Source organism: Nonomuraea sp. NPDC050691 (assembly GCF_040654455.1).
In the GTDB taxonomy this organism is placed as follows: domain Bacteria; phylum Actinomycetota; class Actinomycetes; order Streptosporangiales; family Streptosporangiaceae; genus Nonomuraea.
This window is the reverse complement of sequence record NZ_JBFAIA010000001.1, coordinates 44,104-70,048: the sequence shown is the minus strand read 5'-3', so window position 1 is coordinate 70,048 and position 25,945 is coordinate 44,104. Positions and strand designations below refer to the sequence as shown.

Sequence of the window (25,945 nt, the reverse complement as noted above, 5' to 3'; positions counted from 1 at the left end):
TCACCAACCGATCAGGAATGAAGAAGCGACGGCCGCCGACCCTCCGTAGCGTGACTCTCATGTGCACCACCCCTTACGCACCAAGGAGACAAGGCATGAAAGCGCACGTGAGCTCGATCCTTCTCGGCGTCCGGGACATGGAGGCGTCCAAGCGGTTCTACACGGAGGGTCTCGGCTGGAAGATCCAGCACGATTACGGCATCTCGGTGTTCTTCGAATCGGATGGAGCCTCGCCCGTCGGCTTCTACGGCCGCGAAGGCCTGGCCGACCAGGTGGGCACGAGCCCGGAAGGCAGCGGTTTCAGCGGGCTGGTCCTCACCTACGTGGTGCGCAGCGAGGCTCGGGTCGACGAGATCATCGCGGAGGCCGAGAAGGCCGGCGCCACGATCCTCAAGCCCGCCGGCCCCCTGCCGTGGGGCGGATACGGCGGCTCTTTCGCGGACCCGGACGGCTACGTCTGGAGCCTCGGCTACAGCGCCCAGGGAAAGGACCAGCCCTACGCGGAGTAGCCGCCGGCCTCGGCGAACGCGGGCGGCCTCTCCCGGCCGCCCTCCGGTGATCGCCGTCGAGCATCATGAGGTCCTCGGCAGCCACCGCCGATTGGGCTGCCGGCCCTTACAGGAATCGCTCCACCGTCTCGGCGAACTCCTCCGGGGTGACGATCCGCACGCCCAGACCTTCGGCCTTGGCCCGCTTCGATCCGGCCTTGTCGCCCGCCACCAGCAGTGAGGTCTTGGCCGACACGCTGGAGGACGCCTTGCCGCCGGCGCGTTCGACCAGCTCGTTGACCTCGTTGCGCGAGAGGGCCTGCAGGGGACCGGTCATCGTGCCGGTGACCACGACCGCCATCCCGGCCAGCGGCAGGTCGGCGGGAGCCGGCTGCGCGCCGGGTGTCGCCGTCACGGTACCGGGCTCCGTCATGTTCACCCCTGCGGCGATCAGCTTGTCGATGAGGTCGCTGAGCTCCGCGAGTTCGGCCACCACGAGCGGCGCCTTCTCGGGGCCGATGCCGTCGACCGCCTGGAGCGCTTCCGCGTCGGCGTCGCGGATGGCCTGCATGGTGCCGAAATGGCGGGCGATGCGGCGGCTCATGGACCTGCCGGTGCCGCGTACTCCGAGGGCGCAGAACACCCTGCTGAGTGGCTGGCCCTTGGCGCGTTCGATGGCGGTCAGGAGCTTGTCGGTGCTGGTCTCGCCCATGCGCTCCAGGCCCAGCAGTTGCTCGCGGGTCACGGTGAACAGGTCGGCGAAGTCGGCGATCAGCCCTGCGTCGAGGAGCTGCTGGATGCGGTTGTCGGCCAGGCCCTCGATGTCGAGCTGGTCGCGTCCGGCGGCGTAGCCGATCGACGCGATCGCCCGGCAGGCGCGGCCGCGCACGCAACGCCACCGCTCCTGGGACTTGTCGATGGCGTCGCCGCAGGACGGGCACACCTCGGGGAAGACGATGGGCTCCTCGCTGCCGGTGCGCAGGTGCACGACCGGGGACTCGACCCGGGGGATGACGTCGCCCGCCTTGTAGACGACGACGCTGTCACCGAGCATGAGCCCGCGCCGGGTGATGTCGGCCACGTTGTGCAGGGTGGCGTAGGTGACGATGCTGCCGTCCAGCGTGACCGGCTCCAGCACGGCGCGTGGGGCGATGACGCCGGTGCGGCCGGTGTTCCACTCCACGCCCACCAACTTGGTGATCTTCTCGACGGCGGGAAGCTTGTAGGCGATCGCCCAGCGGGGCGCTCGTGAGCTGAATCCCGCTTTCTCCTGATCGGCGGCCAGATCACACTTGATCACGATGCCGTCGATGCCGAACGGCAGCTCGGCCCGCATGGCCGCGATCTGCTCCACGCGGGCCTGAACCTCGTCCAGGCCGGCTGCGACGGTGCCGGCCACGGGCGTGGCGGCCGTGGTCTGGACACCCTGCCCGGCGACCCACGCCATGATCTCGCTGTGCGGGAGCTCCCGCAGCCGCGCGGCCAGTTCCGAATGATCGTCGGGGGCGGGGAGGGCGCCGTAGCCGAAGAACGTCAGCTCGCACACATACGGCCGGTCCTGGGCGCGCAGCGTGCCGGCGGCGGCGCTGCGCGGGTTGGCGAAGGTGCTGCCGTCGTGCGCCTGGCGCTTGGCGCACGCCTGCTCGAACTGCTCGGCGGTCATCATGACCTCGCCGCGCAGCTCCACCGTGACGGGGTCGGCCAGCCGGCCGGGCAGGCCGACGACGGTGCCGATGGCGTGGGAGACGTCCTCGCCGGCGGTGCCGTCGCCGCGCGTGACCAGCTGGACCAGGCGGCCGCCACGGTAGCGGGCGGAGATGGCGAGGCCGTCGAGCTTGGGTTCCACGCTCCAGGCCGTCACCGTCCGGCCGAGCCTGCGCTCCAGCGAGGCGGCCCAGTCGGCCAGGTCCTCGGGGCCGAAGACGTTGTCCAGGCTCAGCATCGGCACCGTGTGCGGCACGTCGCCGACGACCGCGCCGCCGGCCACCTTCCCGGTCGGCGAGGAGGGAAGCACCTGCTCGGGATGCTCGCGCTCGTACGCGGCGATGCCCCGCACCAGCTGGTCGTAGGCGTCGTCGTCGAGGGGCGGGTCGCCCTGGCCGTAGTACGCGGCCGCGGCGTCGGCCGCGAGCTGCACGGCCGCCGCGTAGGCGGCCTGGTCCGAGAGCTCGGCGTGCGGAGGAGCGTCGATCATGCGCTCATCGTGCCGGGCAGCTCCGACATTTCCCAGCGACCCGGCGGTCGCCGGTCATCAGTTCGTGGCGGCCATCCGATGGGCGGCGGGCCGGGGCGGCCCGCTCCCGGGCGGAGCCTCAGCGCGGCGATGGCAGTACGGACAGCTCGCAGGCGTAGCCGTCGGCCGGTGCGCCCAGCACCCAGACGATCATCGCAGCCAGCGTCCGCGGCTGGATGCACGACTCGGGATCGTACGGGCGCCCGAAGGCGCGCCTGACCTCACCCAGCAGGTCGGTCGCCGTCGCCGCCGGATAGACCGTGGTGACGCGCACCCCATGGGCGGCCTCCTCCTCGCGCAGCGAATCGGCCAGCTCCCGCAGCGCCGCCTTGCTGGCGACGAACGCCGACCAGCGAGGGACCCCGGTCATCCCGGGTGAGGCGTTGACGAAGATCACGTGCCCTCTGGACCGCCGCAACGCGGGCAGCGTCAGTCGTACCAGCTCGGCGGCGGAGGCGACGTTCACCGCCAGCGTCCGCCGCCATGTCTCGGGACCGGCGTCGGCGACGGCCTCGACGGGGGAGATTCCCGCGCAGTGCACCAGCGCCTGCACCTCCCCCAGTTCCCCCGCGTCCTCCAGCGCTCCCACAGCGGCGGCCAGCGTCCCCGGCTCAGCCAGATCCGCCTCGATCCCTCGCACGTTCAGCCGCCCGACGTCGCGCCCCACGGCAGTCACCCGATGCCCGGCCTCCACCAGTGCGCCGACCAGTGCCGTCCCGATCCCTCCCGTGGCCCCGGTCACCAGCACATGCCCCATGACACTCCCTTCCTCGACACGCGACATCTGATCATGGCGCGGCGCTTCTGCTCGTACGACCGGACCTGCGGTACGGCGGCGGCGAGGCACTGTGACCAGCGTTTTGAAGGTTTATCCGCATGATGAAGCCAGTACCGCAGAAAAGTCTCAACAAAAAGTCGAACGATACCGTTGAAGGTATGACATCCGGCATCAAGGACACCACGCATGCCTTCGAGGCCGCTGCCCTGATGGGACTGTTCCCCGGCCGGCCGCGGCTGCTCGCCCTGGGCGAGCCCACCCACGAGGAGGACGTCCTGCTCGACCTGCGGAACGAGCTCTTCCGGCAGCTCGTCGAGCAGGAGGGCTACCGGACGATCGCGCTCGAGAGCGACTGCATGATGGGCCTGGTCGTGGACGACTACGTCACCTCGGGCACGGGCACCCTCGACGAGGTCATGGAACGCGGCATCAGCCACGGGTGGGGCGCCTCCGCGGGCAACCGCGAGCTCGTGCGCTGGATGCGCGCCCACAACGACGGCCGGCCCGCGTCCGAGCAGGTGCGCTTCGCCGGCGCCGACGGCCCGCTGGAGATCACCCACGCCGCGAGCCCCCGGCAGGCCCTCACCGCGCTCCACGGCTACCTCGCGTCCTGGGTGGAGGCGAACCTGCTCCCCTGCACCGCCGACACGCTCGGCCGCCTGCTCGGCGCCGACGAGAGGTGGACCGATCCCGACGTGATGATGGACCCGACCCGGTCCGTGGGGCGGTCGGCCGAGGCCAGGGATCTGCGGCTGCTCGCCGACGACCTGGTGGCGCTGCTCGACGCGCAGACGCCGCGCCTGATCGCCGTGTCTTCGCGGGACGACTGGGACAGGGCGCGCCTGTACGGGCGCACCGCCGTCGGCCTGCTGCGTTACCACTTCTGGATGGCCGACACGTCACCGGCCCGCATGGCGCGGCTGATGGGCGCGCGAGGCTCGATGATCGCCGCCAACCTCCTCGCCGTCGCCGAGCGGGGCCCGGCGCTGGCCCACGCCCACAACCGCCACCTCCAACGGGAGAGGAGCACGATGCGGATGGGCGACCTGCCGCTGGAGTGGTGGAGCTCCGGCGCGATCGTGGGCGCCCACCTGGGCGAGGAGTACGCCTTCGTGGCCACGGCCCTCGGCACCATCCCGCACCGGGGAGTCGGCGCCCCGCCCCCGGACACCGTCGAAGGGCTCCTGTACGCGTTCCCGGAGGAGCGCTACCTCGTCGACGCCCGCCGGCTGGCCGCCGCCCTCGGTGACGCGCCGCCCGCCCCTCGCGTGTCCCCCTGGTTCGGCTACTTCCCGCTGGACCCGGCCCATCTGGCCGAGAACGACGGGATCGTGTACGTCAAGGACGTCGTGCGGAGCTAGGTTCCCGCAGGACGGCCCTCGGGAGGCGGCGTGCCGGTCGGGCACGCCGCCGGTCACCGATCAGGAGAGGAAGCCGCCGTACGGGCCGTTGAGGATGCTGTTCCTCTGCGCCTGGCTGAAGTGGCAGTTCGGCTAGCTGTAGAAGGACGCCGCCAAGCACGTGCCGTCGGTGGACGTGGCGTCGGGCAGGCCGAACGCGTGCCCCAGTTCGTGCACCATGCCGCCGTACCAGCGGTTCATCGGGCCGTTGATGCCCGCGGCGCCGTCGGCGTCGTGCCCGCTGAGGATCACCCACCCGTTGCCGCCGCCACCGCCGGCGCCCTCACCTTCGGCGCTGACTTCGCCGACGTTGAGCCAGCGGCTGTCCGGGTCCCGAGCCACCGCCGACCTGGGAAAACGCTCTCCCAACCGAGAAAGTTGCAGACCGGCACGCCGGAACGTCACGTGCCGGACGGCAGACAGTCGGGACCGCCATGCGCCAGCCGGCGGAAGAAGGTCACCACGCCGGTCAGCCCCTGCGCCCACGAGAGAGATCGGGCGGGCGGGTCGTCGGGCGAGAACAGGACGGGGTGAGCAGGCGTGCCGGCGCTTCGAAGCAGCAGGTGAGCGGCCAGGTCGTGAGCCGCCTCCCGGTAACGCTCCGACTGCTCCAGCTCGGCCAGGGTCAGCAGGTGGTTGCCGACACCGGCCACGCCGCAGCACTGGCCGAGCGTGCTCAGTCGCGGCATGCGGGCGACGCAGACGTCGGCTCCCTGACGGGCGAGGGCGGCCAGGGACGCGTCGTCCAGCACCTTGCTCGCGTGCAGCAGCGTCTGCCCGATCCCGGTGAGGCCGCGACACCACGACATGGTCATCGGTTCCGCCGCCGGGTCCTTCGCTTCGAGCACGAGAGTTCGTGCGCGTTCCGCAAGGCGGCGCACGTGATCCGCGGCGGCTTCCCGCGCCCACGACTCGCCGGTCTCCTCGGCGACGCCGAGCAGCAACTCGACCATGCCGGCCAGGCCGTGCGCGCGTCCGGCGGTCACATCGGCCTCCCCCGGCGTGGAGCCGGGACTGAGCGGCCGTTCCTCCGCGACCGTACGCGCGCAGCGCAGCGCCACCTCCAGGTCCGCCGGGTCGCCGTCGGCGCGGTAGAAGTACAGGTGCCCCAGGCCGACACCGGCGTTTCCGTCGGTCAGGTCGGCGACCTCGTATTTCCACTCCGGCGGCGGCAGGCTCCGGCCCGGCCAGTCCGTCATGCCGATGCCGTGGCTGACCGCCTCCTGGAGGAACATGTCCGTCCCGGTCACGCCGGTGAACAGGCCGGGCTGCGGCCTCACCGACACCGTGACGCGTTCGGTGAAGGCCGCCAGCTCACGCAACTTCCGCTCCACGGCCGGCCGATGCCGATGGTGGAGCAACTCCAGGCCGATGCCGGCGCTGCCGCTGTAGACGCTCACGTCGTCGGCGGCCTTCGTGCCGGCCGGGGCTTCCAGAACGCCGTCCACCCGTTCGAGCAGGTCGCCCAGGAGGTTGTCCATCACCTCGGCGGCCAGGTCGGCGGTGACCACAGGCGGTCGTCCGGCCGGGCCGGTCGACAGCGACGGCGGGGACGCCGTCCCGCGGTTGTCCCCTGACGCGAGCCGCCGCATCGCGGTGCGCGCACGTTCCTCGTCGCCGAGCAGATCCACGACGGCGGACATCGTTTCCGACGGCGTCCGGCCGTGGTACCGCGAAATCGTCTGCAGCGCCCGCGTTCTCGGCAGCTCGGGATCGTCGCCCAGGGTCACCGGGTGCAGAGCGGTCGCCGCGAACAGCAGGGTCATGCCGAGCGTGTGGAAGTCGTCGCTGTCCCGCGGCGGCTCGCCGCGTGCCTGCCGGGCGGGCGCATAACCGGGTGTCATCCCTGGCAGGTGCAGTCCGTCATAGGAGGCGAGTCCGAAGTCGATGATGCTGGCCCCGTCACCGATCACGACGTTGGCGGGGGACAGATCGCGCATCATGACGCCACGTTCGTGCACCGCGGTGAGGACGCGGGCCAGCTCGCCCGCCAGCCGATCCAGGCTGCGCGCGCCTGCGTCGGGTCCGGTCGGGTACGGGCCGTTCCGCCGTACGTCTTCGGCCAGGGTCCGGGGGCCGCAGTCGGTGGTGACGAGGAACTCGTCGTCGCCGTACCGGAAGTGGTCGAGGAATCGCGGCACAGCGGCGACTCCATCGAGAGCCTGCAGAATGCGACGCTCGTTGCGCAGCCGCATCCGGCCGTCGTTCCCGTCGCCGTGTTCGCCGACGAAGGCGCGCGCCTGCTTGATGACCACCTGGCGGCCGGTCTGCTCGTCGATCGCCCGGTAGACGTTGCCCTGGGCGGCTTCCCGGATCCCGACGACGACGCGGTAGCGCCCGCCGAGCAGGACGTCGCCACGGGAGCTGCCGGGTTCCGGCCGGGCACCGGTGAACGGATCCTCCACCCATGACGGTTGCCGGTAGGTGAGCCCGGCGGGCTCGTCGAACTCCTCGCCGTCGGGCCCCTGCAGCCGGGTTGTCGGCACTCCGCGCGCGTCGGTGCTCCGCCGGGTGACGAACGCCCCGTACCGGTAGTACACCGGAGCGTCCGCGGACACTCTCCGGTCGCTGAGTACGCGCGGCCCCTGGTGGCCGCGCAGTGCCTGGGCGAGCCGTAATCCAACCTCACGGACGAGTCGCTGGTCCGGATAGACGGTGAACGCCTTACCGACGCTCTCCGCCGCCGACTGACCGTCGTTCAACTCGTGGAGCACTTGTCGCGAACGAGCCAGTTTGAATACGCAGCCCTCGGCCACCAGGAAAGGAACCAGTCTTTCCACCAGTTCGGGAAAGTTCGACGCGCGAGAAGATACGTGCAACTTCCATCCGTGGTCCGGCAAAACGGCTCCGTCTGGCCTGACAACCAGCCAGACAGAGCCGCCTGTCACCGTGTAGTCAGCGCTGACGCATTGCCTGACGACTTGTTCCACCCAGGCCGGGGAACCAGTCTCGTCCATCTCCTGCCAGCTCCCGTCCGGGTGAGTACCGCCACGTCAGCGCCGCGCCGATCCCGGCGATCAGCAGATCTTCGAAACCCCAGGTCGCGTCACCGGGCAACGGTCCTGGTCCACCTGGCTCTCCCACCGCTGCTCGAAGTCGACGACCGGCTCCATCACGTCGGTCCCGGCCACTCGGGGTTCCATCTTCAGAAGTGCCGACATTTGCTGTCCCTTCCGCCCATTACAGCCTGTCCGATATCCAGCGCGATGCTAACATGTGGGGCGATTCTGTCAAGATCCCTTACGTCAGAAAGCGGACTGACATCAGAGGACGACCAACCGTAATCAGGGCAGCCCCATGGCGGCCTTCTGCCGCCCGCCGACAATGCGCCCGCAATCCGCCGACTTCCCAGCAAGAAAACGGCGTGGCGCACAAATAGCGTTTCTTTCCCTCCTTGCGGCTGAGCCAAACAGTGCATCCGTGAGTCAGCAGATCAACGGTGGTGAAGCCGGCCTCCGGCGCACGCGCCCCAGACGTCGTACAGTCGTGAACTCAGGAGACGGCAGGCGGGTCCGATGCGGGCTCCAGACCGAGGCGAGCGGGCAGGCCGGCGGCGGCGGCCGTCAGCTCGGGCGGTGTCGGGCGACGGGTCACCATGAAGAGGGTGAGCCTGCCCGGAAGCGTCATCGCCGAGACCTGCTCCTGCGGCTCGGCGTAGCAGGTGCCCAGCCCGCGGGGCAGGACGACGGGGCAGCGCAGCAGGCGGCCCATCCGCACGGCCGTTTCCGCCGTGGCCGCCCGCCGGGGACGACCGCCCAGCTCGCAGACCCGCCGGTGCAGCGTGGCGGCGGCGGTGTCGTAGGTGTACACGATCACGTCGAGCCCCGCGAACGGCTTTCGCCCGGAGCCGAGCCGCACCTCTGCGGGGATCAGGACGGCGAGCCGATCGCCGTGATCGCTGACCTGGTGCACCGTCACCTCGCCCAGCAGTTCCTCCAACGCCGGGAACAGCCACGGGGCGAGGCTGGCGAACGTGCCGGCGGTGAGCGTGCCCGCGCGCGCCGCCGCCCGGGTCCGATCGAAGATCGCCTCCAGGTGCTCGAGGACGTGTGCCGCCTCCGCCGCGAGCGCCCGCCCGGCCGGCGTCGGTCTCGCTCCCGTCGTGTCCCGGTCGAAGAGCCGTTCGCCGATCCGCCGTTCCAGCGCGGCCAGCCGATTACTCGCGGCCGGCTGGCTGATGAGCAACTCCCGCCCGGCCGCGCCGAGCGAGCCGTGCCGGAAAAGCGCTTCGACGAGCCGCAGATCCTCGACCGTGGGGCCTCTCGCCGGAGGAGGCGGGAGGCATCGGACCGCAGGGAGGGGCCATGGCGTGGGTGCCGGCCGAATGCACGCTGCCGACCGAGGACCAGCCGTTGCGGGTGGCGGAGTTCGATGCGCTGTTCGCCTCCGCCCTGCGGGGGGGTGGACCGGACGGGGCCGACGCGTCTGCGGTTGATGCTGGACGGCGCGGCGGAGGCGGAGGAGACGACGCGGGATCTGGTGGCGCGCGAGACGGAGTGCTGCTCGTTCTTCGGCTTCACTCTCACCACCGGCGGGAAGGGCCTCACCCTGGACGTCGAGGTCCCGGCGGTTCACACGAAGGTACTCGATCGGCTGGCCGCCCGGGCGATCGAGGCGGCTCCCCAGGTGGCGCCATGACCGACAGCGGGTTGCGGACGCGAACGGCTGCCAAGCCGGCCGAGGTGGAGCAGAAGATCCATGATCTGCGGACGATCCGCGAGACGCTGCTCCAGGCGGTGGACGCCGGATGCGACGACTTGGCGACGTGCGCGGCCGGCGCGGCCATCTGCCTGGTGGGAGTGCTCGTCATCATGTACGCCCCGCGCGGTTAGAGGCGGTGGCCGGCCCGCGCCGTCGCGGGCGGCTCCAGCAGTTCGGGCGGCGGGGCGGGCGAAGGGCCGTCATGGGGCAACACCCCATCCACAGGCCGATCACCGAGCACCTCACTGACTGCCATACCGCGATCACGCCTTGCGTGCGGAAGAAAATCTGTAGTCGTCACAGTAGACATTCGCGCCGGACGTCGCTAAGGTTTCTGACATCGCAAGAGACGGATCCACGAGGGCAGCGCAGGACGAGCACCACGACGACCTGCCCGGACGGACGTGGACAGCATCACAGAACGAGGAAGAGGCAGAAGGTCGGACTGCCGCGGCCAATGCGGTTGAACAAGGGCCGGGGCGGTGGACGCGCTGCCATTGCACGAAGCCGACACAGATCCCAAGGTGTCGACGCACGGATGAACAGGAAAGGAGTGTTGAACGCCATCAGGATCGCCCGTCGCAGGCAGCACGACGCCGCACGGGTACCGCAGCTCCACGAACAGGACGGTGGTCTACGGTCACGCTTACGCGATCCCCGCGCCCTCGCCGCATCGGCGGCTGGTGCGGAAGAAGAGAACCGGCCAAAATGGCCGGTCGATGGTGTTAAACCTCTGGGCCCCGGCGCATCATGGCGCCGGGGCCCCTATCCGCATGCGGGAAGGTTGAATGGATCAAACACACCAGGCATCGGCCACCACCTCCACGCGAGACCGGCCACGCCACACCACTGACAAACCAGCCGCCGCAGGCGACAGCCCCGAGCAGCGGCTCGACGATGAGGACTATCCCGCCTACAGCATGGGCCGGGCGGCCGCGATCCTCGGCGTCACCCCGGCGTTCCTGCGCAGTCTCGGTGCCGCCAAGCTGATCGAGCCCCTGCGCTCGGAGGGCGGCCACCGCCGCTTCTCCCGCTACCAGCTGCGCCTGGCCGCCCGGGCCCGCGAACTCGTCGACGCCGGCACCCCGCTGGAGGCGGCCTGCCGCATCATCATCCTGGAAGACCAGCTCGCCGAGGCTCTGCGCATCAACGAAGAACTACGCCGGCGCCCCTGACCGCGCCAGGCCCGGCCGGCGACAGCGCGCAAGATGGAACTCTCACTGTCGTCCGCTGTCCTGCCAGCTCTCCCAGGTTCGCCCCGCTAATGATCATGGCGGGTGATCTGGTGCGATCGGAGGTGGCGGCTGACATCGCCCGCGAACTCCACCTGGACCCGCCGCTCGGCGAACCGCCACTCCTTGTCGCGCAGCAGGAAGCGGTCCCGGTAGCGGCCCGCGGCGATGATCTCGAGCGGCCTCCCGTCGACCGACTGCAGCACGGTGAAGTACGAGCGTGCGGCTGCCGTTCCCGCCGCATCGTCCACATCGACGATGATGTTCGTGATCACATGCCTGGTACGCGGCGTACCGTCCGCATAGATGATCACTGTGTTCTCGAACATCGTACGGATGGCGTCGGAGCCGGTGACCGGGCCCGAGCTGCCGACGAAGGACGCATCTCCGAGCAATGCGCCCAGACCGGCGAAGTCACCGTCGTCCACCAGCTCCGCGTATCGCGCGACAAGGTTCTCGATGTGCCGATGGGCGGGCAGGCCGGCGGACACGCGTGTTCCCGGTGTTCTCGGTTCCAGATCGCAGCCGTCAACGTACAGCACCTGGCCCGGGTACGGCGGGGCTCACCACTCCCGGCAGAGCACCGAGAGGCGTCACCCGGCGGCCCTTGGGCCGGGCGGCTGCGGGGCCATCTCGGGCGACACGCGACACACCCTCCCAGAGCCCCTTCACCACCGATGCTTCCCGCTTAACCTGCAGAAACAGGAACAAGCGAAGGTCGGCTCATCCACCACTTCGCTGGACGTGACCTCGACCGACAACGTCATACAGGAGAAACCATGCGCCGCGTCATGTCCGTTGCCGTGGGAGCAGTCGCCCTTCTCCTCGGCGGCCACCGGACGCCTCCTCCCCACACGGAGGACACCTCGGCTGTATCGAACCCGGACAAGCGACAGCCGAGCCGGCTGCCGGCGCAGCAACTACGGGTCAGGATCCTTCAGAGCCTGCCGCACGATCCCCGCGCCTTCACCCAAGGCCTCGAGATGGCCAACGGCATGCTGTACGAAAGCACCGGCGGGTACGGCGAGTCGGCCGTCATGGCCGGGCCTGCCGGGAAGACGCCCACCGTCCATGCACGACTGCCGGCCCGGCTGTTCGGTGAAGGAATCAGCGTCCTGGGACCGAGGCTGTGGCAGCTCACCTGGCGCGACGGCATCGCCGTCGAACGGGACAGCCGCACCCTCGCCGAACGCCGCCGCGTCACCTACACCGGCGAAGGATGGGGACTGTGCCACCAGCGACGGGACAACCGGCTGGTGATGAGCGACGGTTCCGCCCTCCTCACCTTTCGCGACCCGGCCACGTTCGCCCCCACCGGCTCACTCACCGTGACCGAGCACGGCCAGGCCGTCCCACGGCTCAACGAGCTCGAATGCGCGGCCCCCGACACCGTCTACGCCAACATCTACCGAACCGACCGGATCGTACGGATCGATACCAGCACTGGCATGGTGACCGGCAGCATCGACGCCACGGGCCTGCTCACCCCACGAGAACGCCCGAACGCCGGCCCCCTGAACGGCATCGCGGTCATACCCGGAACCGATGAGTTCCTGCTGACCGGCAAGCGGTGGCCCAAGATGTTCCGCGTGCGTTTCATCTCCGACTCCGCTGCCATGGAAGACCATGCCGACGCGTCCGCGAAGGCGTAGCTTGAGAGCCTTACGGCGCCGCGTTGATCAACGCCGGCGACCCGGTGCGCGATGACGAGCACCTTCCAGGGCAAGAGGCCGCGCCCAGAGCCTTTCGAGCTCCCCGCGATCGAGACGATGTGCGAAGCGGCAGACTGCGGTCCTGGCAAGATGGCGACATGGAACGTGTACTCGGAATCGGCGGATACTTCATGCGAGCCGCCGACCCGGCGGCCCTGGGTGCCTGGTATCGCGACTGCCTGGGTCTGGACGCCGACGAGAACGGCCTGTGGCTTCAGGAAGCCGGAATGACCGTGTTCGCGACTTTCGAGTCCGAGACCGAATACTTCGGCTCCCGCACCCAGCAGACGATGCTCAACTTCCGCGTCCGCGACCTGGATGCGATGCTCGCCCAATTGCGCGCCAAGGGAGCGGACGTGGCCGAGGAGACTCAGGACATGGAGGGGGTCGGCCGGTTCGGCTGGGTCGCCGATCCTGAGGGCAATCGGGTCGAGCTGTGGCAGCCCAGCTGACGATGTCTTAACGGTCTTCATGGTCTCCACGCAGGTGGTGCCCTGCTGGTGGCCAACGGGGTTGCCGAGGTGTGAACCATGATCAGACCCGCGCGACCATGTCCCCTTGCGCCTTCTGCGGGCAGGCGCGCGACGTACCGGAAATACAACTGGGCGGGCCTGACTCAGCGCGCCTTCCGGCCTTGATCAACATCGCCATGCTCCGGCCGGCTGAAATTGTCGGGGACGGACTCTACGCTTCCCGCCCATGAGCAGAGACGAGTCTTCTGTCGCGCACACGAAGCGGATGGAAGTGGAGGTGGAGGACTGCGGTCAGGTCTATGTCCTCGATCGAGGGAACCACGAGGCCGCCGACAGACCAGATGACTCACCCACTCACTCCATCGGGCTCATCAAAAAAGAGTCCAGAGGCATCGCCGGCCTGCGCATCGCCGCGCAATGGGGAGAGATTCCCTTCACAGTGACTGTCGCCGACCGGGATCCGGGCGCTGACCTTGACGGCTATGAGGACATCGTGGAAATCAGCTTCGAGTCACCGTCGGGCGAGGTCTTCCTGGTGGGGTGGCTCATGGGTTGGGACGACGAAAAGGCGCACGACCTTTCCCCGCTGCTTTCTGGTCCCGGCACCTACCGCCTGCGCTATCACGTCCGAGGAATGGATGAGGAACGCTGCTCGACAGATGACCACTACCTGCAGATATGGCCTGCGCCAAAGCATGGTCCGGCCGTACTGAAAACGAGTGAGAACTTCCAGCACTCTATGGAGCCTGAAGTCTGATCTGGATCGAGGCCGCACCGCCCGCAGGGGAAGGGGGCCAGAGGCACCGGGGGCAAGGTCGAGCCCCCAGCGGGAGGAACGACCTTGGTTCCGTGGCCCTGGTCTGCTCGGCTTGTCCCGGGCCCACGGCGGGCGGGATGATCACTCTCCCACCTCAGCCACCTACGACCCGTTGTCCGGCCCGGCGATCATCCCGGAGCCTGAGCGCCCTGCCGGAGGGCCGCTATTTCCACAAGTAGTCATAGCGTGGCGAGGCTGGACTGATGAGGACCTCACCATCTCGAATCTGCCACTCCTCTTGACCGTTCTCCTCATGAAACGCCAAGAACAGGCCACAAACACGGTCGCCGTCCTCATCGATGGGCGGCAGCGCAGCGATCCGCCGAAGCAGGTCGAGGACCTCGTCAGCATCGCGGACGCTGCGGGCGTAGCAAGCCGCATCAAGCCAGCCCCCTTCGGGAAAGGTCCACCCCTTTTCCTCCCCCCGGCGGATGATGCGCTCCGCCTCGGCTCGTTGCCCGTAGAACTCCAGCCAGCCGCGTACGTAGATCCAGGCGCCCATATCGACATGATCCTCTTGCATAGGGGTGAAGAAGTAGGCGGCCCGCGGGCTCGGCCGCGCGGCGGCGCGTGCCCCGCCACCCGGATCCTCAAGAGATCAACTCGGCAAGCTCTCCAGAGTCGGCGGCCAGGGGTGGCCGTCGATGCGTTCGGCAGTGAGCGAGGCCCTTAGCTCAGGGCTGAGCGACCGGAGACGCCATCAGGCACGAGCGGCGCCCGGCTACAACGGGACGATGACTTCGCGCCCAAGTCCTGCAGACTTGGACACGAAAGCCGTTCCGAGGTATCGCTAGATTGTCAGCTTGTCGAGGATGGCTGCCACCTCTCCGGCCCTGTACAGGAATCCCACATGTGATGTGTCCAGGGTGTGAACGTCGTACGGATTGTCAGGCGTCAGGGCGTCCGCTTCAGCGATCAGCCTGTCTTGCATGGCCACCGGGAGGGACCGGTCTTCGATGAGGCGAATGTAGCTGCGCGCGATCGTGCCCCAGGTGTCGGCGTGCACGCGAGCGTCGGCCGTTATCACCGCGATCGATTCGTCCGGCTGCAGCCCGCGCGCGTCCCACGCGAGAACGGCCGCCTCCCCCTGTGGACGGAACATCGCCCGCTAGAGTGCCTGCTGTGATCATTTATCGTTCGCTTCTGGCCACCGGTCTTTTATGCGTGGTGCTTTCAACCCCAACTCCCGCTTCGGCTGCGAGCCCTCCCCAGCCGCCGTCTCCGGATCAACTCAAAGCGGCCCTGATTCTGCCGGCGGATCTCGGCGAGGACTTCACGCGCAACACGATTCGAAACAGGGATCCTCTGAATGACATGGTCACCCGTTCGAAGGCGTGCACCACGGCGGTCAAGGGAATCGTCCCGCTCTATCGAGCCGAGGCCGCGACCTGGCTGAAGAAGGAAGACACATGGGAGGGGGTGAGCGAGTACATAGTGAGCGGCACTCGCGGCAAGATCTCAACCTTGGAGAGGGCGGCCAAGAAGATGGTCCGCGACTGCAGCCACGTCACGGTTACCTCGGACGCCACCAAGGACACGATCCGCAAGCTGTCTGTCGGCATGCTCGGTGACGGTGTCTATGGGATCAAGCTCCGCAGCGGGTTCCCGGGCAGGAACCTGGACAAGGAGTCGATGGTGGCGATCGACATCGTGATTGTCCGGGTGGGGAACACCATGATCTTGCTGGACCACGACGGCCACGTGGGCCAGTTCGATCCTGCGCTCACCAGGTCCGCCGCGGAGACGGCCACGAGGCGGCTTCGGGAGGCCCTGGAAACCTCATAGCGACCTTTGCGGCGGCGCTAAGGCATGGCGGTACAGGCTGATGCGACTCCGCTTTCCCCATGGGCAGTCGAGGAAGTGCTGGGAAGGCGTCCGAGCGGAGCGGGGCCCTTTGACCCGCCCCGACCACTGCCATGCGAACTGGTGGCAGGCCCGTGCCACTGCCTGGTCTCGCTGATCGAACAGCGCTGATCGACAACGGGTTCGTCGAAGACGCCGGCGCGCCGCTTCCCAGCAACCTCACCCCGCGTGAGGCGGCCCGATACGAACCGGCCAGGAACTTCTTCGCGTGGATCGACTCCACTCCGCGGAGCTCTCCGTACGACATCCAGTCCAAGATCAAAGCTGCCAAGGTATGCCTGCTCGGCATCGGCGGCACGGGCTCCGCCGTGGCGGCCGGACTGGTCTCCAGCGGCATCGGAGCTCTGCACATCGCCGACTTCGACACTGTCGAGGAACCGAACCTCACGCGCCAGCTTCTGTACACCGAGCAGGACATCGACCGCCCCAAGGTCGACAGCGCGGTGGACCGGCTACGTGACATGAACAGTCTCGTCACAGTGACCGGCAGCACCGTCAAGGCAGGCGCGTCCAGTGACATCGCCGCCTTGATGGAAGACTGCGACGTATTCGTCCTCTGCGCGGACAAGCCGCACCCGGACATCATGTTCTGGACCAACGAGGCGGCGCTGCGCACCGGTACGCCATGGTTCGTCAGCTTCTACACAGGGCCGATGGCCGTCGTCGGATCCCTGATCCCACGAGAGACCGGGTGCTGGGCGTGCCTGCAGCGTCAGGAGAACCGTCGCGAGCTCCACGCCCACGGCCGCTCACTCACCGAGGAGCGCCCGAACGCCGTGATCGCGGCCAGCGCGAACATCAGCGGACACCTCTGCGCGCTGGAAGTCCTCTATCACCTCGGCGGCCTGCCCACCCAGGCGCGCGGCCGGGTCTTCCACTGGAACTACGCCATGTGGGATCACTCGTACTACATCGACGTTCCGCATGACGACGACTGCCCCGCCTGCGGGCCCGCAACATCGTGAGTGCCGCACCGCTCACCGCCGACAGCCACGTCGGTTTCCACCCACTGATCATGCGCCCGGACGACGACGACCCGGAGGTCGTGGTCGTCGGCCGGTCAGAGATCGGGGAGTTCATAGAGCTGCCCGCGGTCTACGGCGACGCGATCGGTCTCCTGGGCGCAGGGCTCTCCATAAGCACCACCGAGGTGCGGATAGCAGCCGAGCAGGACGTGGAGCTCGACGTCGCGGAGCTCGTGGAAGCCCTGACAGACCTGGGATTCGTCCGTTCCGTCAACGGAGAGCCACTACCGGACCCGGAGGCGAACACTCCGCGCAGCCATTTCAGCCGACTCACTGAACGGCATGTGGCGTGGATCTTCAGCCGGCCGATGAAAGTCGCCTGGCTGCTGGTCATGGGCGCGGCACTGGTCACCCTCGCCATGCAACCCGATCTGCTGCCGAACTACACGGACTTCTTCTGGGGTGACTACGTCGGCCTGACGGTGCTGGTCAACACGGTGATGGTGTCGATCAGCATCAGCATGCACGAGCTCATGCATCTGACGGCGGCCCGGTCACTCGGCGTTCCCGGGCGGATCGGCTTCGGCACCCGCCTCCACAACCTGGTGGTGCAGACCGACGTCACGGCGGTGTGGGGTGTGCCGAGGCGATCCCGCTATCGGGTGTACCTGGCCGGGATGGCCTGGGATCTGTTCCTCATGGCGTCACTGACCCTGCTGGTCGCCCACGTGGCCATGTCCCAGCCCGTGAAGGCCGTACTACAGGCACTCGTCGTCTGCATTCTCATGACCCTTCCGTTCCAGCTCCAGGTCTACATGCGCACCGACCTGTACTACGTCCTTCGCGATCTGCTGCGGACCCGGAACCTCTTCGACGACGGGCTCGCCTACGCCAGGTATCTGCTCTCGAGAACCGTCGCAGGCCTGCGCCGCCGTCCCGCTCCTGTCGCCGACCCGACGACCGAGCTGGCCCCCATGAGCGGCGGGCGACCCGTGTCTACTCCGTCTTCCTCGCGCTCGGTGCCACCATCAGCCTCAGCTTCTTCGCCCTGTTCGGCGTTCCGATCGCGATCGCGGCGCTGGTGCGCGCCCTCCTCGCCATCGCCGACGGCTTCAAGGGCGGGCCGGTGCTCCTGGCGCTGGACTCCGCGCTCCTGGTGCTCATCGAAGGCGGCATTCAGGTTCTCTTCGTCGTGACCTTCATCCGGAGTCACCGGCATTGGTTCCGTCGCCGCAGCACAGCCGCCGCCGCGCGTTCCTCATAGAGCGGCGTCCGTCCACGACTCGGGGAGACTGCTGTTTCGGATCTCGCTGAGCTGGTTGCCTGCCACCCAGAAGCGATTCTCTCCACAGCTGTGGATGACCAGCTCATCAAACGCAACCCCTACCGGATCAAAGGCGCAGGCCAGCAGACGGGATGATCAGGCCGCCACCTCATCCGCCTACGGCCCCGCCCCCGGCACGGCGATCATCCCGGGACTGGAGTGTCCCGCCAGAGGCTGGGATTTCGTTGAATCGAACGAGTGTCCATCTGGGAGGCGGCCACTGTGTCGGGTCCTGGTCGGTGACCCATTCTGTCAACGAGGCAGGAAACACCTTGAGGTCGAACGACCGGTAGACCGGGAGCAGCCCCAGGGCGTTGAACGAGATTTCGACCGTCTCGGCGTGGCCGACGATGATGACGGTTTCGCCGCGGTGACGATGGGCGAGGTCGGTGATGGTGCGACTGGTACGCGTCACCATCTCTGCCCAGGTCTCGTTGCCCTTCTGCCAGGGGCGGTAGATGCCGCCGCCTTCGATGTCGAAGCGCCGGAATTCCGCGTGGGTGAGCCCGTCTGCCTCTGGCGGCGTGTGCCACGTGCAGAGCCCGCAGTCTTGTGATGAGGGTAGGCCGCCGGCCGTTGAGATCGCAGCGGCTGTTTGTACGGCACGTGGCAGGGGTGAGGAGTAGATCGTTGTCTTGTCGTTGCCGATTTCCGTGGTGATCTGCTGGCCGAGTCGTGCGGCTTGTCGGCGTCCGATGTCGGTGAGGCCGCGGCATCCTTTCGGGCCGCCTATCACACCCTCTTTCTTGTGGAGGGAGTCCCCGTGGCGCACGAAGAACATCCGAGTTCGCATGTGGTGGATCATGCCAGAGGGTTGGTAGTTGAACGCCTGGGGCGGTGATGCGCTGAACTCGCCACCGCCAGTGGTGGGCCGATCGAACCGTCCACTTCCGGCGCAGCTTCGCCAACGCCCGCACCAAGGCAGGTGTGCGTGACATCCACGTTCAGGACCCGCAAGACCTGCGCGTCCTTGCTCGTCGCCCTCGACGTTCATCCCCGAGTGGCCATGCAATTCTTCGCCACTCGCAGGGTTCCGTGACCTCGAATGTGTATTGCGAAGTCTCGTCCGTCGAAGCGCGCCGAGCGCTCAACAAGCTCGGCCACCACCCGGATTCGTAGCAGTGTTCAAGCAGCGACAAGGGTCAACGAGGCCATTCCTCGATCACGGGAAATAGCCTTTGACGTAAGACAAAGGCCGACGTCTCGCCCGACCGTACCTACGGGGACCCCGTCGACGCACCGGGGCGGCTTGCGAATCGTAGCCGGCCCATCGGAACGAGACGATGAAGACACCGACGAGAGTCGTGACCCCACCGGAGGTGGAGGCCAAGAACATCGCCAAGGACCAGTCGTCCGGATCACCAAGCCCGGCCGATCCTCCATCGACCCAGTTCATCGTGGCCCAGGCCTGCGTTGCGACGATCACTCCGAACACGGTCGTGATCACCCCCAGGACATAGCCAGGAGTACGCGGCCACGATCTCGTGGCCGCGAGTACACAACCCACCACCAACCCGACAGGGACAGTAAGGAACTGGCCGAGCACGAACGCCGTCAGGGCTGCGAGCCGTGCGTGCTCGAAGCCGTCGCCTTGTTGCAGCCTCAAGAGCGGCACTGCTATGACACCGCCGAGAAGGCCGATCGCCAGCAACCGGAGTATCGGCATATGCACCATGATCGTGGGCTAGACGAGTAGTTCCGATGTGGCTTAGTGGTCGTAGGCGATAAGGGATTTGGTGATGGGTGCGCCGTTGGTGCGGTTGTGCCATATAGCGCAGGTCATCACCAGGATTCGCTGGGCCACGCGGACGCCGACGCCTTCGATGGTGCGGCCGCCGTGCTGTTCGAGGTCGAGTTGGCCTTTGAGGGTGTCGTTGACTGACTCGATCAGCTGTCTTACCGCCTTGAGCAGGGCTTCTCCGGGGCGTGGGGTGCCTCGGTCGCGGTAGGAGGGGCGCAGCAGGCTGATGCTGCGGTCGGTGAGGAAGCGGTCGAGTTCGGTGGCGATGTAGCCCTTGTCGGCCAGGATCAGCAGTCGAGGGCGGTCGGTGGCCAACTGCGGTTCGGTGGCGATCAGTGCGGTCAGGTGATCGGCAGGCCGGCTGGGGTGCATACCAGGTGCGGTTTCAGGCCCCGTAGAAGCGGGAGTGGGAGCGGCAGTAGCCGTAGTTCGCCCAGCCGGCCCGAGCCGAGCGCTTGGCGGTCTCTCGGGAGCGGGGGCGAGGGTAATCAGTTCCGCGTCGGTGAGCCGGGGTGGCCGCCCGCACCTGCGCGAGGGCTTCAAACGGTCGTCGATGTGCACGTACAGTGCCGTCAAGAGGGTTTCTAACTCGGTCGTCACAACCCGATATTGGACACCCTCCTCACGACTGAGAAGCCGGCATTCGGAACTACTCGTCTAGCTCGTTGCTGTGCTACCCCGGCTGAGCATGTAGCTGTACTTCGCAGCGGTACAAGAGCGAAAAGGCCGCTCCCCGATCAGGGGAAGTGGCCTTGAGCGAGGCGGCGCCTAGGAGATTCGAACTCCTGACATCCTGCTTGCAAACGGGAGCTGGTCGCCACGCGGGAAGGTCCCTGACCTGGTCGGGCGGCAGGTGCGGGCAGATGACATGTGATCACGTAAGCCGCTGTTGGTGTACCTGCTGCTGTACGCGCCGCCCCTACCGGCGCTCCCGTCACCCGATGTCCAAGCCAGGAAGGAATCCGCAGGCAGACGGGCTGGGCTGATCTGCTCACACTGCCGGATAGCCCCGCCGTATCGGCGATACCGACGATATGAGCCTCCGCCCCCGTCTCAGGCGATGGCAGCGATGTCACCGTCGTCAAAGTAGATCGACTGATGGAGCCGGCCACCCAGAGCGGTGGCGTACCGAGCGAGCACGTCCTGCCCGGAGATCTTGCCTTGCTCGATCTGCGAGATACGGCCCTTGGTGACCCCCATGCGCTGCGCGATGGCCTGTTGGGTCAACCCGCGACTACGGCGGATCTCAGCAAGCCGGTGTCCTTGCACCTCGGCGAGGAGCTCCTGCTTGCCCGCCTCCACGACATCTTCCCCGCCAGCACGTTCGACGTGCTCAGCACGAATGTCCTTCCAGCGCGCATACCCCGTCATGATCTGCCCTCCTCCGCCTGCCGTTCCTTCATGTAGATCTCGTAGCGCTGCTCAGCGAGCGGGATGGCCTGCTTGTACCAGGCATTCCACTGTCCGGCCTTGTCGCCCGCGACCAGCAGGATGCTGGACCGCCACGGATCGAAGGCGAACAAGATCCGCACAGTCCCCGGCCGAAGTTCCTTCAAATTCTGCAGACGCGAAGCGGTGATCGTATCGACAAGCGGCCGTCCCAGCCCTGGCCCACCTTCGGCAAGCGCGTCGATCGCTTGCACAACACGCCTATGTGTCGCGTCGTCGAGTTGCTCGATCCACTCGCGCACCTCGTCGACGATGTAGACGTCCCACTCGCCTGCCACAGGCAGCAGTATAGCGAACGGTATACCTCCGCGGGAGGATGCCAGAGCAAGCGAGATGCGGCACGAGGTGCGAACCTGCCGGCCTCAAGACGCGCATGGGGACTCAGCGCGTCGGCGGTCCGCTGGCCGGCGTCGTGGGTGGCGTGCTGCCAGACATGTCGCACAACTCGGCAGAGCGTAGGGGGCGCATGGGGTCCCCGGAGGAAGGAGCCGATCAAGTCCTGATTATGCCCTGAACCACGGTAGTCCTCAGAGCCGTGGTCAGCTCGGCACCTGTGTAGTCCCTACGACATGATTGACACTTTGTTCGCGGACGACTTGCGTGTTGGGGGCGTCCGAGCGGAGCGAGGCCCTCCAGGGGTCGGGCCTGTGGCCGACCGGAAGCAACGCCTGAGCCCCAGGCGCGAAGCGCCCGAACGCGAAGCCCTGGGCGCGAAGCGCCCCCAAGAAAGAACAGCCCGAGCGGAGCGAGGCCCTTTGTTCAGGGCGGGAAGCAGACGGGCACCCACCGAATCGGGTAACGGGTGGGTGCCCCTGCGAACCTACGTGGAGCCCAGGAGATTCGAACTCCTGACATCCTGCTTGCAAAGACGCACGCTGATCTTGCTTCACCAGGGAGGACGCAGCTCAGCATGCGGGTGGCATTCCCCGTGACTCCCAGCTCTTGCCCCTCCTCGCTGTGGGGCGTCCGTACCGTCAGCGTGCCGGTGGGGTGGCGTTCGAGAGTCAGCCGGTCTGATCATCGGATCGGACCAATCGGCGTTCCCAGGCCAGGGCCGCGACCACACCGATGGCATAGGCGACCAGGTCCCATGGGTCGGGAAACGCGCCGACCAGGACACCGCCGATGCCCGGCGGGGTCATGCCGACTATTTGGTAGAACTCGACGGCGGCGGCGATCGCGGCCGTGGCCAGGGTGCGGCGTGCGGCGGTGGTGCGCCACAACAGCCCCAAGAACGCGTAGACCAGCATGGTGGCGCCGACGTCGCTCACGTAGCCGCGGATGAACGGTTGTCCCGGGCCCCGGTAGAAGAGGACGAACGCGCCGATGGCGAGGGCGACGCCACCCAGAAGGATCATGGCGCGGCGCATGAGATTGACATCTTCTCCGAATCCCAACGATCAGGACGAACCTGATCATAGAGTTCGTCCCTTATGGCGGCATGCTGATTGCGTCAGGTCAGCGACCGCGCGGTGGAGCGCCATGGCGACGGCATGCCAGCACGCTGGCACGTAGTGACGATTCAGCCGGAATGCAGCCATCGCTCATCGCCGACCCACCGAGTCGACGCGCGCGTGTTCGATGCTCGACTCATGCAGACGGCTTCTCAGACATTCTCGGTGCGTGACGATGGTATGGCTGCCAGGACCGTCTGCGCTCCTGACATCCATGACCACGCCGTCCCCTTCCGAGCTGAGGACGGTGGGCGTACCGCAGAAGTCGCACATCCACTGAAAGCTGTGAAGGTCCTGAGATCGAATCGTCAGACGCGCCCACGCCGGCGGACTCCATCGACGGATCTCTTGCACCACAGCGTCCACCTCCGTCCCAACAGCCGGATACTCGCCAAGCCACGCCCGTCCGGCACCGGAGGGACTGTCGATCGCCGCGCCATCGATCGATGCACCGATGCCCTCGTGACCCAGGATCTCCACCATGACGCCCCACGGGTGCTGCTGGGTCACTCGGACTCGGACCCGTTGACCAGGGACCAGGTCTGCTCCTGCGGCATCGAATCGCTGCACGAGATCATTGTGTCGCAGGGGCGTGGGCGAGGTTGCCGGCTGCCTCGGCCATGTCGATGGCGCTGACCGGGTCTCCGATGTCGCCGGCGAGTTGGCTCTTGCGCGCCATGATGTAGGCGGTCATGTCCCGGTCGGCGATGGTGTGTGAGAGTTCGAGGGCGCGGTCCGTCCAGTACTGGGCCGTTCGGAAGTCGCCTGCGTCGTGGTAGAGCCACCCGCAGAACTCTCTGTACTCGGCTTGGAGCTTGAGGAGCTGGTGCCGGTCAGCGCCGCGTGTCTCCTGGCGGAGCTGCTGGATGGCGGTGATCTGCTGCTGGACTGCGGGGATCGCGTTCAAGGGGCCGACAAGGTTGTCGTTGGCGATCAAGACCTGACGGACCGGATACAGGTGCTCGATCGGGTTCGCATCGCCCATCACTGAGGCCAGTCGTCGGGCGGGTGAAATATGCGGTGATCGAGTTTCCGGCGGCGTGATTCCCACGAGGCCGATGCCCAGCCTTTTTTGGCTGGGCCCGCGCCTATCTCGCGCAAGACCTGGCTGACGCGTCTCTCGATTCGCCTCCGGCTGGCCGAACGGCTTGCGTGTTCGGAAAGCGTCCGAGCGGAGCGAGGCCCTCCAGGGGTCGGGGCTTCGGCCCGACTGGAAGCAACGCCTGAGCTCACCGGCGCGAAGCGCCCCCAAGCGAAGCCCATCGCGCGAAAGCGCCCCAGGCGAAGCCCCGGGCGCGAAGCGCCCCAAGAAAGAACAGCCCGAGCGAAGCGAGGCCCATTGACCAGGGGGAAGCAGACGGGCACCCACCGAGTCGGGTAACGGGCGGGTGCCCCTGCGAACCTACGTGGAGCCTAGGAGATTCGAACTCCTGACATCCTGCTTGCAAAGACGCACGGCGATCTTGCCCCACCAGGAGAGACGCAGCTCGGCATGCGGGTGGCTTTCCCCCTCACTCCCCACCGTTCTCCCTGCTTCCCCGCTCCATCGGGCACGCAACGGGCACGCCAACCACATCGTTCGGTGGGCCGGGGCTGAGGAACGAAGCCCTGGACCTTCGATCGCCCCCAGCCGGCTACGGCGGCCAGCCACCGACAGGCGATCGTGAGGGCCGTTCCCCTGCGGCGCTCTTTGCGACCAAACCGCATTAGCAGGTCAGAGCTTGATCGTTCCAGGACGTTCAACGTGGTCCGATGCGACTCGACGGATGTCCTGGGACCGGGTGGCCCGGTGCGGAACTGCAACCCAAACTGCAACCCGCAATGAACTTCGCTCGCGCTAGTGACCACCCGGCTGCCCGACATCAGGCTCCCCGTTTGACCTTCCCCAGACGGTGCCTAGTGGCGCGCATAGCAGCGTCTGTCCTGCGTCCCTTAGCTGCTCTCGCAACCCCCATTCCGTTCTTCTGGTCCTGGATGCAGGGGCTTACGCGCACTCGATGGAGCCCCGCGCTGTTCCTGGGCTCGTTGCTCTTCGACCGCTCGTCGCCATTCCGCCGCCTCGGCTTCTCGACGTGGACGGGCGAGTTCCTTGGCGACCCCCTCGACCGCCTTACGGAGCTTCTCGATCTCCTTGACCTGCTGGTGGAGGGTTTTGACCGTGAGGTGCCGGAGCTTGCGATAGATCTCCAGGTCGATCAGGTAGGTAAGCGGCTCGACAGCACCGTAGGGTCCATCCGCCTCTACTGTCACGGTGTACTGGCGGGGCAGGTCCGTCTCGAAAAATTGCCATCCGATATCGAAGAGCGCCTCGATCTTGCGCCCCGGCGGCAGATGAGGGATGCCCTGAGTGAAGATGAGGGCATCGGCGAGCTTCTCCAGTCGATCCCCGTCCATCGAGGTCTGAATAGGAGGATTGAAGTTGATTCGAACGTTGCGGGCAACTGTCGGCCCCACGTTCTCGACCACAAGATTCAAGGCCTCGGAGATGAAGTCGGACGCCCGGATGTCGACGACCACGTAGGGCTGCTGCGACTCTGTGAACGCCGTGCGGTCGAGCGCAAGCTGGTGGGCGGCAATCTCCGCTTGATCGCGCGCTGACACCGCTTGATCCTTCGCCGCATCAGCGGCTCGCTGAGCATCGGCCGATTGATCGATCGCGGCACCAGCCTGTCGCCTGGCGTACCAGACGGAGAACAGAGAGAGCAGTAAGGCCGCCACGGCCGCGATGGCAGTGAGGATGTCGGTCCACTCGGGATTGTCGGAGGGCGTCAACCTCGATCTCCTCTGCAGGAACTTGGTAAAGGCCGAAGATTATCCTCGCCTATTCTCCCGGAGCCAGCGCAGTTTACCGCTCTACACCCAGCAAGGTTACGCCGACAGAAGATTTGTAAAACCGTCGGCTCAGCCTACGCAAGTTCGAACCTTGCACCTGCCACACCAGCAGAAAGATGCTCTTCACCAGCGGAAACGCGGTGAGGGGCCTCTCTCGTTGATCATCCGGGTGTGCCCGCGACTCCCCCTGTGTTCCCGTGGAATCTGGCACGGATCTGGCACGGCGATCACGCCTGTCAGCTCCCCGTGCGGACGCACGCAACTCTCCCGCCGGATCTTCCCGTCGCCGTCGTCCCACCCGCCAGGGGAGCGGGCCAAGGGCTGGAGGTGAAGGTGGAGCTCCCCGCGGAAGAACGACCTTCGCCTCCAGCCCTTGGTCTGCTCGGCTTGTCCTGGGGCGATGGCGACGGGAAGAGCCGGCACACCTGAGCCACTGACTGCGTTGGGCTTGCCGAGATCATCTCGAAGCCTGAGACCCCCGCC

General features: G+C 67.3%; 28 protein-coding genes and 1 pseudogene. 11 read left to right on the top strand and 18 right to left on the bottom strand.

Annotation, left to right across the window (positions count from 1 at the left end; translation table 11 throughout):
- Positions 1–95: 95 nt before the first annotated feature.
- Positions 96–509 (top strand): VOC family protein, encoded by a 414-nt coding sequence (locus AB0H81_RS00365; RefSeq protein ID WP_358367049.1) that lies wholly within the window; start codon positions 96–98, stop codon positions 507–509.
- A gap of 106 nt (positions 510–615) precedes the next feature.
- Here the strand turns inward: AB0H81_RS00365 and ligA are convergent, their stop codons facing one another.
- Both ligA and AB0H81_RS00355 read right to left on the bottom strand, forming a co-directional pair.
- Positions 616–2,682: an NAD-dependent DNA ligase LigA gene (gene ligA / locus AB0H81_RS00360; RefSeq protein WP_358367046.1), complete on the bottom strand. Its 2,067-nt coding sequence runs from the start codon at positions 2,680–2,682 to the stop codon at positions 616–618.
- A gap of 118 nt (positions 2,683–2,800) precedes the next feature.
- On the bottom strand, positions 2,801–3,478 hold the full coding sequence (locus AB0H81_RS00355) for an SDR family NAD(P)-dependent oxidoreductase (RefSeq protein ID WP_358367044.1): 678 nt from the start codon (positions 3,476–3,478) through the stop codon (positions 2,801–2,803).
- 179 nt (positions 3,479–3,657) lie between these two features.
- On the opposite strand from AB0H81_RS00355, the gene AB0H81_RS00350 reads away from it, so the two are divergent.
- On the top strand, positions 3,658–4,860 hold the full coding sequence (locus AB0H81_RS00350) for an erythromycin esterase family protein (protein ID WP_358367042.1): 1,203 nt from the start codon (positions 3,658–3,660) through the stop codon (positions 4,858–4,860).
- A 132-nt stretch (positions 4,861–4,992) separates the two neighbouring features.
- Here AB0H81_RS00350 and AB0H81_RS00345 read toward each other — a convergent pair whose 3' ends face one another.
- From AB0H81_RS00345 to AB0H81_RS00330, 4 genes are all read right to left on the bottom strand, one after another.
- Entirely contained in the window at positions 4,993–5,241 is a 249-nt protein-coding gene (locus AB0H81_RS00345; protein WP_358367040.1) for a hypothetical protein, read from the bottom strand.
- 59 nt (positions 5,242–5,300) lie between these two features.
- A complete protein-coding gene (gene lanL / locus AB0H81_RS00340) occupies positions 5,301–7,856 on the bottom strand; it encodes a class IV lanthionine synthetase LanL (protein WP_358367037.1) in 2,556 nt (851 codons plus the stop codon).
- Positions 7,857–7,916: 60 nt separating this feature from the next.
- Positions 7,917–8,060: a hypothetical protein gene (locus AB0H81_RS00335; protein WP_358367034.1), complete on the bottom strand. Its 144-nt coding sequence runs from the start codon at positions 8,058–8,060 to the stop codon at positions 7,917–7,919.
- Positions 8,061–8,391: 331 nt separating this feature from the next.
- The gene (locus AB0H81_RS00330; protein WP_358367342.1) at positions 8,392–9,141 is read right to left on the bottom strand and encodes a LysR family transcriptional regulator; all 750 of its coding nucleotides are present in this window, start codon (positions 9,139–9,141) and stop codon (positions 8,392–8,394) included.
- Positions 9,142–9,333: 192 nt separating this feature from the next.
- Here AB0H81_RS00330 and AB0H81_RS00325 point away from each other — a divergent pair, with 192 nt between their 5' ends.
- From AB0H81_RS00325 to AB0H81_RS00315, 3 genes are all read left to right on the top strand, one after another.
- Positions 9,334–9,537 (top strand): hypothetical protein, encoded by a 204-nt coding sequence (locus AB0H81_RS00325; RefSeq protein WP_358367346.1) that lies wholly within the window; start codon positions 9,334–9,336, stop codon positions 9,535–9,537.
- Positions 9,534–9,731: a hypothetical protein gene (locus AB0H81_RS00320; protein WP_358367031.1), complete on the top strand. Its 198-nt coding sequence runs from the start codon at positions 9,534–9,536 to the stop codon at positions 9,729–9,731. The genes AB0H81_RS00325 and AB0H81_RS00320 overlap by 4 nt, the downstream gene beginning before the upstream one ends.
- 657 nt (positions 9,732–10,388) lie before the next feature.
- Positions 10,389–10,775, top strand: a complete 387-nt coding sequence (locus AB0H81_RS00315) for a MerR family transcriptional regulator (protein ID WP_358367028.1) — start codon at positions 10,389–10,391, stop codon at positions 10,773–10,775.
- 86 nt (positions 10,776–10,861) lie between these two features.
- Here the strand turns inward: AB0H81_RS00315 and AB0H81_RS00310 are convergent, their stop codons facing one another.
- Positions 10,862–11,374 carry a nuclear transport factor 2 family protein gene (locus tag AB0H81_RS00310; RefSeq protein WP_358367025.1) on the bottom strand — a complete coding sequence of 171 codons (513 nt, stop codon included), beginning with the start codon at positions 11,372–11,374 and terminating at the stop codon, positions 10,862–10,864.
- 237 nt (positions 11,375–11,611) lie between these two features.
- On the opposite strand from AB0H81_RS00310, the gene AB0H81_RS00305 reads away from it, so the two are divergent.
- The 3 genes from AB0H81_RS00305 to AB0H81_RS00295 all read left to right on the top strand — a co-directional run bounded on the left by AB0H81_RS00305 (position 11,612) and on the right by AB0H81_RS00295 (position 13,774).
- The gene (locus tag AB0H81_RS00305) at positions 11,612–12,484 is read left to right on the top strand and encodes a glutaminyl-peptide cyclotransferase (protein WP_358367022.1); all 873 of its coding nucleotides are present in this window, start codon (positions 11,612–11,614) and stop codon (positions 12,482–12,484) included.
- Positions 12,485–12,642: 158 nt separating this feature from the next.
- A complete protein-coding gene (locus AB0H81_RS00300) occupies positions 12,643–12,996 on the top strand; it encodes a VOC family protein (RefSeq protein ID WP_358367020.1) in 354 nt (117 codons plus the stop codon).
- A 247-nt stretch (positions 12,997–13,243) separates the two neighbouring features.
- Positions 13,244–13,774, top strand: coding sequence for a hypothetical protein (locus AB0H81_RS00295; RefSeq protein ID WP_358367017.1), 531 nt, complete (start codon positions 13,244–13,246; stop codon positions 13,772–13,774).
- A 223-nt stretch (positions 13,775–13,997) separates the two neighbouring features.
- Here the strand turns inward: AB0H81_RS00295 and AB0H81_RS00290 are convergent, their stop codons facing one another.
- Entirely contained in the window at positions 13,998–14,336 is a 339-nt protein-coding gene (locus tag AB0H81_RS00290; protein ID WP_358367015.1) for a hypothetical protein, read from the bottom strand.
- A gap of 288 nt (positions 14,337–14,624) precedes the next feature.
- Positions 14,625–14,936: a hypothetical protein gene (locus tag AB0H81_RS00285; protein ID WP_358367012.1), complete on the bottom strand. Its 312-nt coding sequence runs from the start codon at positions 14,934–14,936 to the stop codon at positions 14,625–14,627.
- Positions 14,937–14,956: 20 nt separating this feature from the next.
- Here AB0H81_RS00285 and AB0H81_RS00280 point away from each other — a divergent pair, with 20 nt between their 5' ends.
- The 3 genes from AB0H81_RS00280 to AB0H81_RS00270 all read left to right on the top strand — a co-directional run bounded on the left by AB0H81_RS00280 (position 14,957) and on the right by AB0H81_RS00270 (position 17,858).
- The gene (locus AB0H81_RS00280; RefSeq protein ID WP_358367009.1) at positions 14,957–15,619 is read left to right on the top strand and encodes a hypothetical protein; all 663 of its coding nucleotides are present in this window, start codon (positions 14,957–14,959) and stop codon (positions 15,617–15,619) included.
- Between the two features lie 152 nt (positions 15,620–15,771).
- Positions 15,772–16,662 carry a ThiF family adenylyltransferase gene (locus tag AB0H81_RS00275; protein ID WP_358367006.1) on the top strand — a complete coding sequence of 297 codons (891 nt, stop codon included), beginning with the start codon at positions 15,772–15,774 and terminating at the stop codon, positions 16,660–16,662.
- An 80-nt stretch (positions 16,663–16,742) separates the two neighbouring features.
- Positions 16,743–17,858, top strand: a complete 1,116-nt coding sequence (locus AB0H81_RS00270; protein WP_358367003.1) for a hypothetical protein — start codon at positions 16,743–16,745, stop codon at positions 17,856–17,858.
- A 237-nt stretch (positions 17,859–18,095) separates the two neighbouring features.
- On the opposite strand, the gene AB0H81_RS00265 is transcribed toward AB0H81_RS00270, so the two are convergent.
- The 9 genes and pseudogenes from AB0H81_RS00265 to AB0H81_RS00225 all read right to left on the bottom strand — a co-directional run bounded on the left by AB0H81_RS00265 (position 18,096) and on the right by AB0H81_RS00225 (position 25,402).
- On the bottom strand, positions 18,096–18,779 hold the full coding sequence (locus AB0H81_RS00265; RefSeq protein ID WP_358367000.1) for a histidine phosphatase family protein: 684 nt from the start codon (positions 18,777–18,779) through the stop codon (positions 18,096–18,098).
- A gap of 369 nt (positions 18,780–19,148) precedes the next feature.
- Positions 19,149–19,652: a hypothetical protein gene (locus tag AB0H81_RS00260; RefSeq protein WP_358366998.1), complete on the bottom strand. Its 504-nt coding sequence runs from the start codon at positions 19,650–19,652 to the stop codon at positions 19,149–19,151.
- 42 nt (positions 19,653–19,694) lie between these two features.
- A complete protein-coding gene (locus tag AB0H81_RS00255; protein WP_358366995.1) occupies positions 19,695–20,099 on the bottom strand; it encodes a hypothetical protein in 405 nt (134 codons plus the stop codon).
- A pseudogene (locus tag AB0H81_RS00250) lies at positions 20,075–20,199 on the bottom strand (IS982 family transposase); the annotation flags it as partial. The gene AB0H81_RS00255 and the pseudogene AB0H81_RS00250, both read right to left, overlap by 25 nt.
- 581 nt (positions 20,200–20,780) lie before the next feature.
- The gene (locus AB0H81_RS00245; RefSeq protein WP_358366993.1) at positions 20,781–21,098 is read right to left on the bottom strand and encodes a helix-turn-helix transcriptional regulator; all 318 of its coding nucleotides are present in this window, start codon (positions 21,096–21,098) and stop codon (positions 20,781–20,783) included.
- On the bottom strand, positions 21,095–21,454 hold the full coding sequence (locus AB0H81_RS00240) for a type II toxin-antitoxin system RelE/ParE family toxin (protein ID WP_358366991.1): 360 nt from the start codon (positions 21,452–21,454) through the stop codon (positions 21,095–21,097). Before AB0H81_RS00240 ends, AB0H81_RS00245 begins: the two co-directional genes overlap by 4 nt.
- Before the next feature lie 726 nt (positions 21,455–22,180).
- Positions 22,181–22,546, bottom strand: a complete 366-nt coding sequence (locus AB0H81_RS00235) for a DUF2809 domain-containing protein (protein ID WP_358366988.1) — start codon at positions 22,544–22,546, stop codon at positions 22,181–22,183.
- A gap of 658 nt (positions 22,547–23,204) precedes the next feature.
- Complete coding sequence (locus tag AB0H81_RS00230; RefSeq protein WP_358366986.1) at positions 23,205–23,681, bottom strand: hypothetical protein; 477 nt, start codon at positions 23,679–23,681, stop codon at positions 23,205–23,207.
- Between the two features lie 881 nt (positions 23,682–24,562).
- Positions 24,563–25,402 carry a hypothetical protein gene (locus tag AB0H81_RS00225; protein ID WP_358366983.1) on the bottom strand — a complete coding sequence of 280 codons (840 nt, stop codon included), beginning with the start codon at positions 25,400–25,402 and terminating at the stop codon, positions 24,563–24,565.
- Positions 25,403–25,945: the final 543 nt, after the last annotated feature.

Excerpts from the sequence above, each read along its gene's own strand:
- AB0H81_RS00295 (WP_358367017.1), top strand. The coding sequence starts at position 13,244 with ATGAGCAGAGACGAGTCTTCTGTCGCGCACACGAAGCGGATGGAAGTG.
- AB0H81_RS00260 (WP_358366998.1), bottom strand. The coding sequence starts at position 19,652 with ATGCCGATACTCCGGTTGCTGGCGATCGGCCTTCTCGGCGGTGTCATA.
- AB0H81_RS00305 (WP_358367022.1), top strand. The coding sequence starts at position 11,612 with ATGCGCCGCGTCATGTCCGTTGCCGTGGGAGCAGTCGCCCTTCTCCTC.
- AB0H81_RS00300 (WP_358367020.1), top strand. The coding sequence starts at position 12,643 with ATGGAACGTGTACTCGGAATCGGCGGATACTTCATGCGAGCCGCCGAC.
- AB0H81_RS00335 (WP_358367034.1), bottom strand. The coding sequence starts at position 8,060 with ATGTCGGCACTTCTGAAGATGGAACCCCGAGTGGCCGGGACCGACGTG.
- AB0H81_RS00355 (WP_358367044.1), bottom strand. The coding sequence starts at position 3,478 with ATGGGGCATGTGCTGGTGACCGGGGCCACGGGAGGGATCGGGACGGCA.
- ligA (WP_358367046.1), bottom strand. The coding sequence starts at position 2,682 with ATGATCGACGCTCCTCCGCACGCCGAGCTCTCGGACCAGGCCGCCTAC.
- AB0H81_RS00285 (WP_358367012.1), bottom strand. The coding sequence starts at position 14,936 with ATGTTCCGTCCACAGGGGGAGGCGGCCGTTCTCGCGTGGGACGCGCGC.
- AB0H81_RS00350 (WP_358367042.1), top strand. The coding sequence starts at position 3,658 with ATGACATCCGGCATCAAGGACACCACGCATGCCTTCGAGGCCGCTGCC.
- AB0H81_RS00320 (WP_358367031.1), top strand. The coding sequence starts at position 9,534 with ATGACCGACAGCGGGTTGCGGACGCGAACGGCTGCCAAGCCGGCCGAG.
- AB0H81_RS00255 (WP_358366995.1), bottom strand. The coding sequence starts at position 20,099 with ATGCACCCCAGCCGGCCTGCCGATCACCTGACCGCACTGATCGCCACC.
- AB0H81_RS00325 (WP_358367346.1), top strand. The coding sequence starts at position 9,334 with ATGCTGGACGGCGCGGCGGAGGCGGAGGAGACGACGCGGGATCTGGTG.
- AB0H81_RS00290 (WP_358367015.1), bottom strand. The coding sequence starts at position 14,336 with ATGGGCGCCTGGATCTACGTACGCGGCTGGCTGGAGTTCTACGGGCAA.
- AB0H81_RS00265 (WP_358367000.1), bottom strand. The coding sequence starts at position 18,779 with ATGCGAACTCGGATGTTCTTCGTGCGCCACGGGGACTCCCTCCACAAG.
- AB0H81_RS00235 (WP_358366988.1), bottom strand. The coding sequence starts at position 22,546 with ATGCGCCGCGCCATGATCCTTCTGGGTGGCGTCGCCCTCGCCATCGGC.
- AB0H81_RS00365 (WP_358367049.1), top strand. The coding sequence starts at position 96 with ATGAAAGCGCACGTGAGCTCGATCCTTCTCGGCGTCCGGGACATGGAG.
- AB0H81_RS00245 (WP_358366993.1), bottom strand. The coding sequence starts at position 21,098 with ATGACGGGGTATGCGCGCTGGAAGGACATTCGTGCTGAGCACGTCGAA.
- lanL (WP_358367037.1), bottom strand. The coding sequence starts at position 7,856 with ATGGACGAGACTGGTTCCCCGGCCTGGGTGGAACAAGTCGTCAGGCAA.
- AB0H81_RS00315 (WP_358367028.1), top strand. The coding sequence starts at position 10,389 with ATGGATCAAACACACCAGGCATCGGCCACCACCTCCACGCGAGACCGG.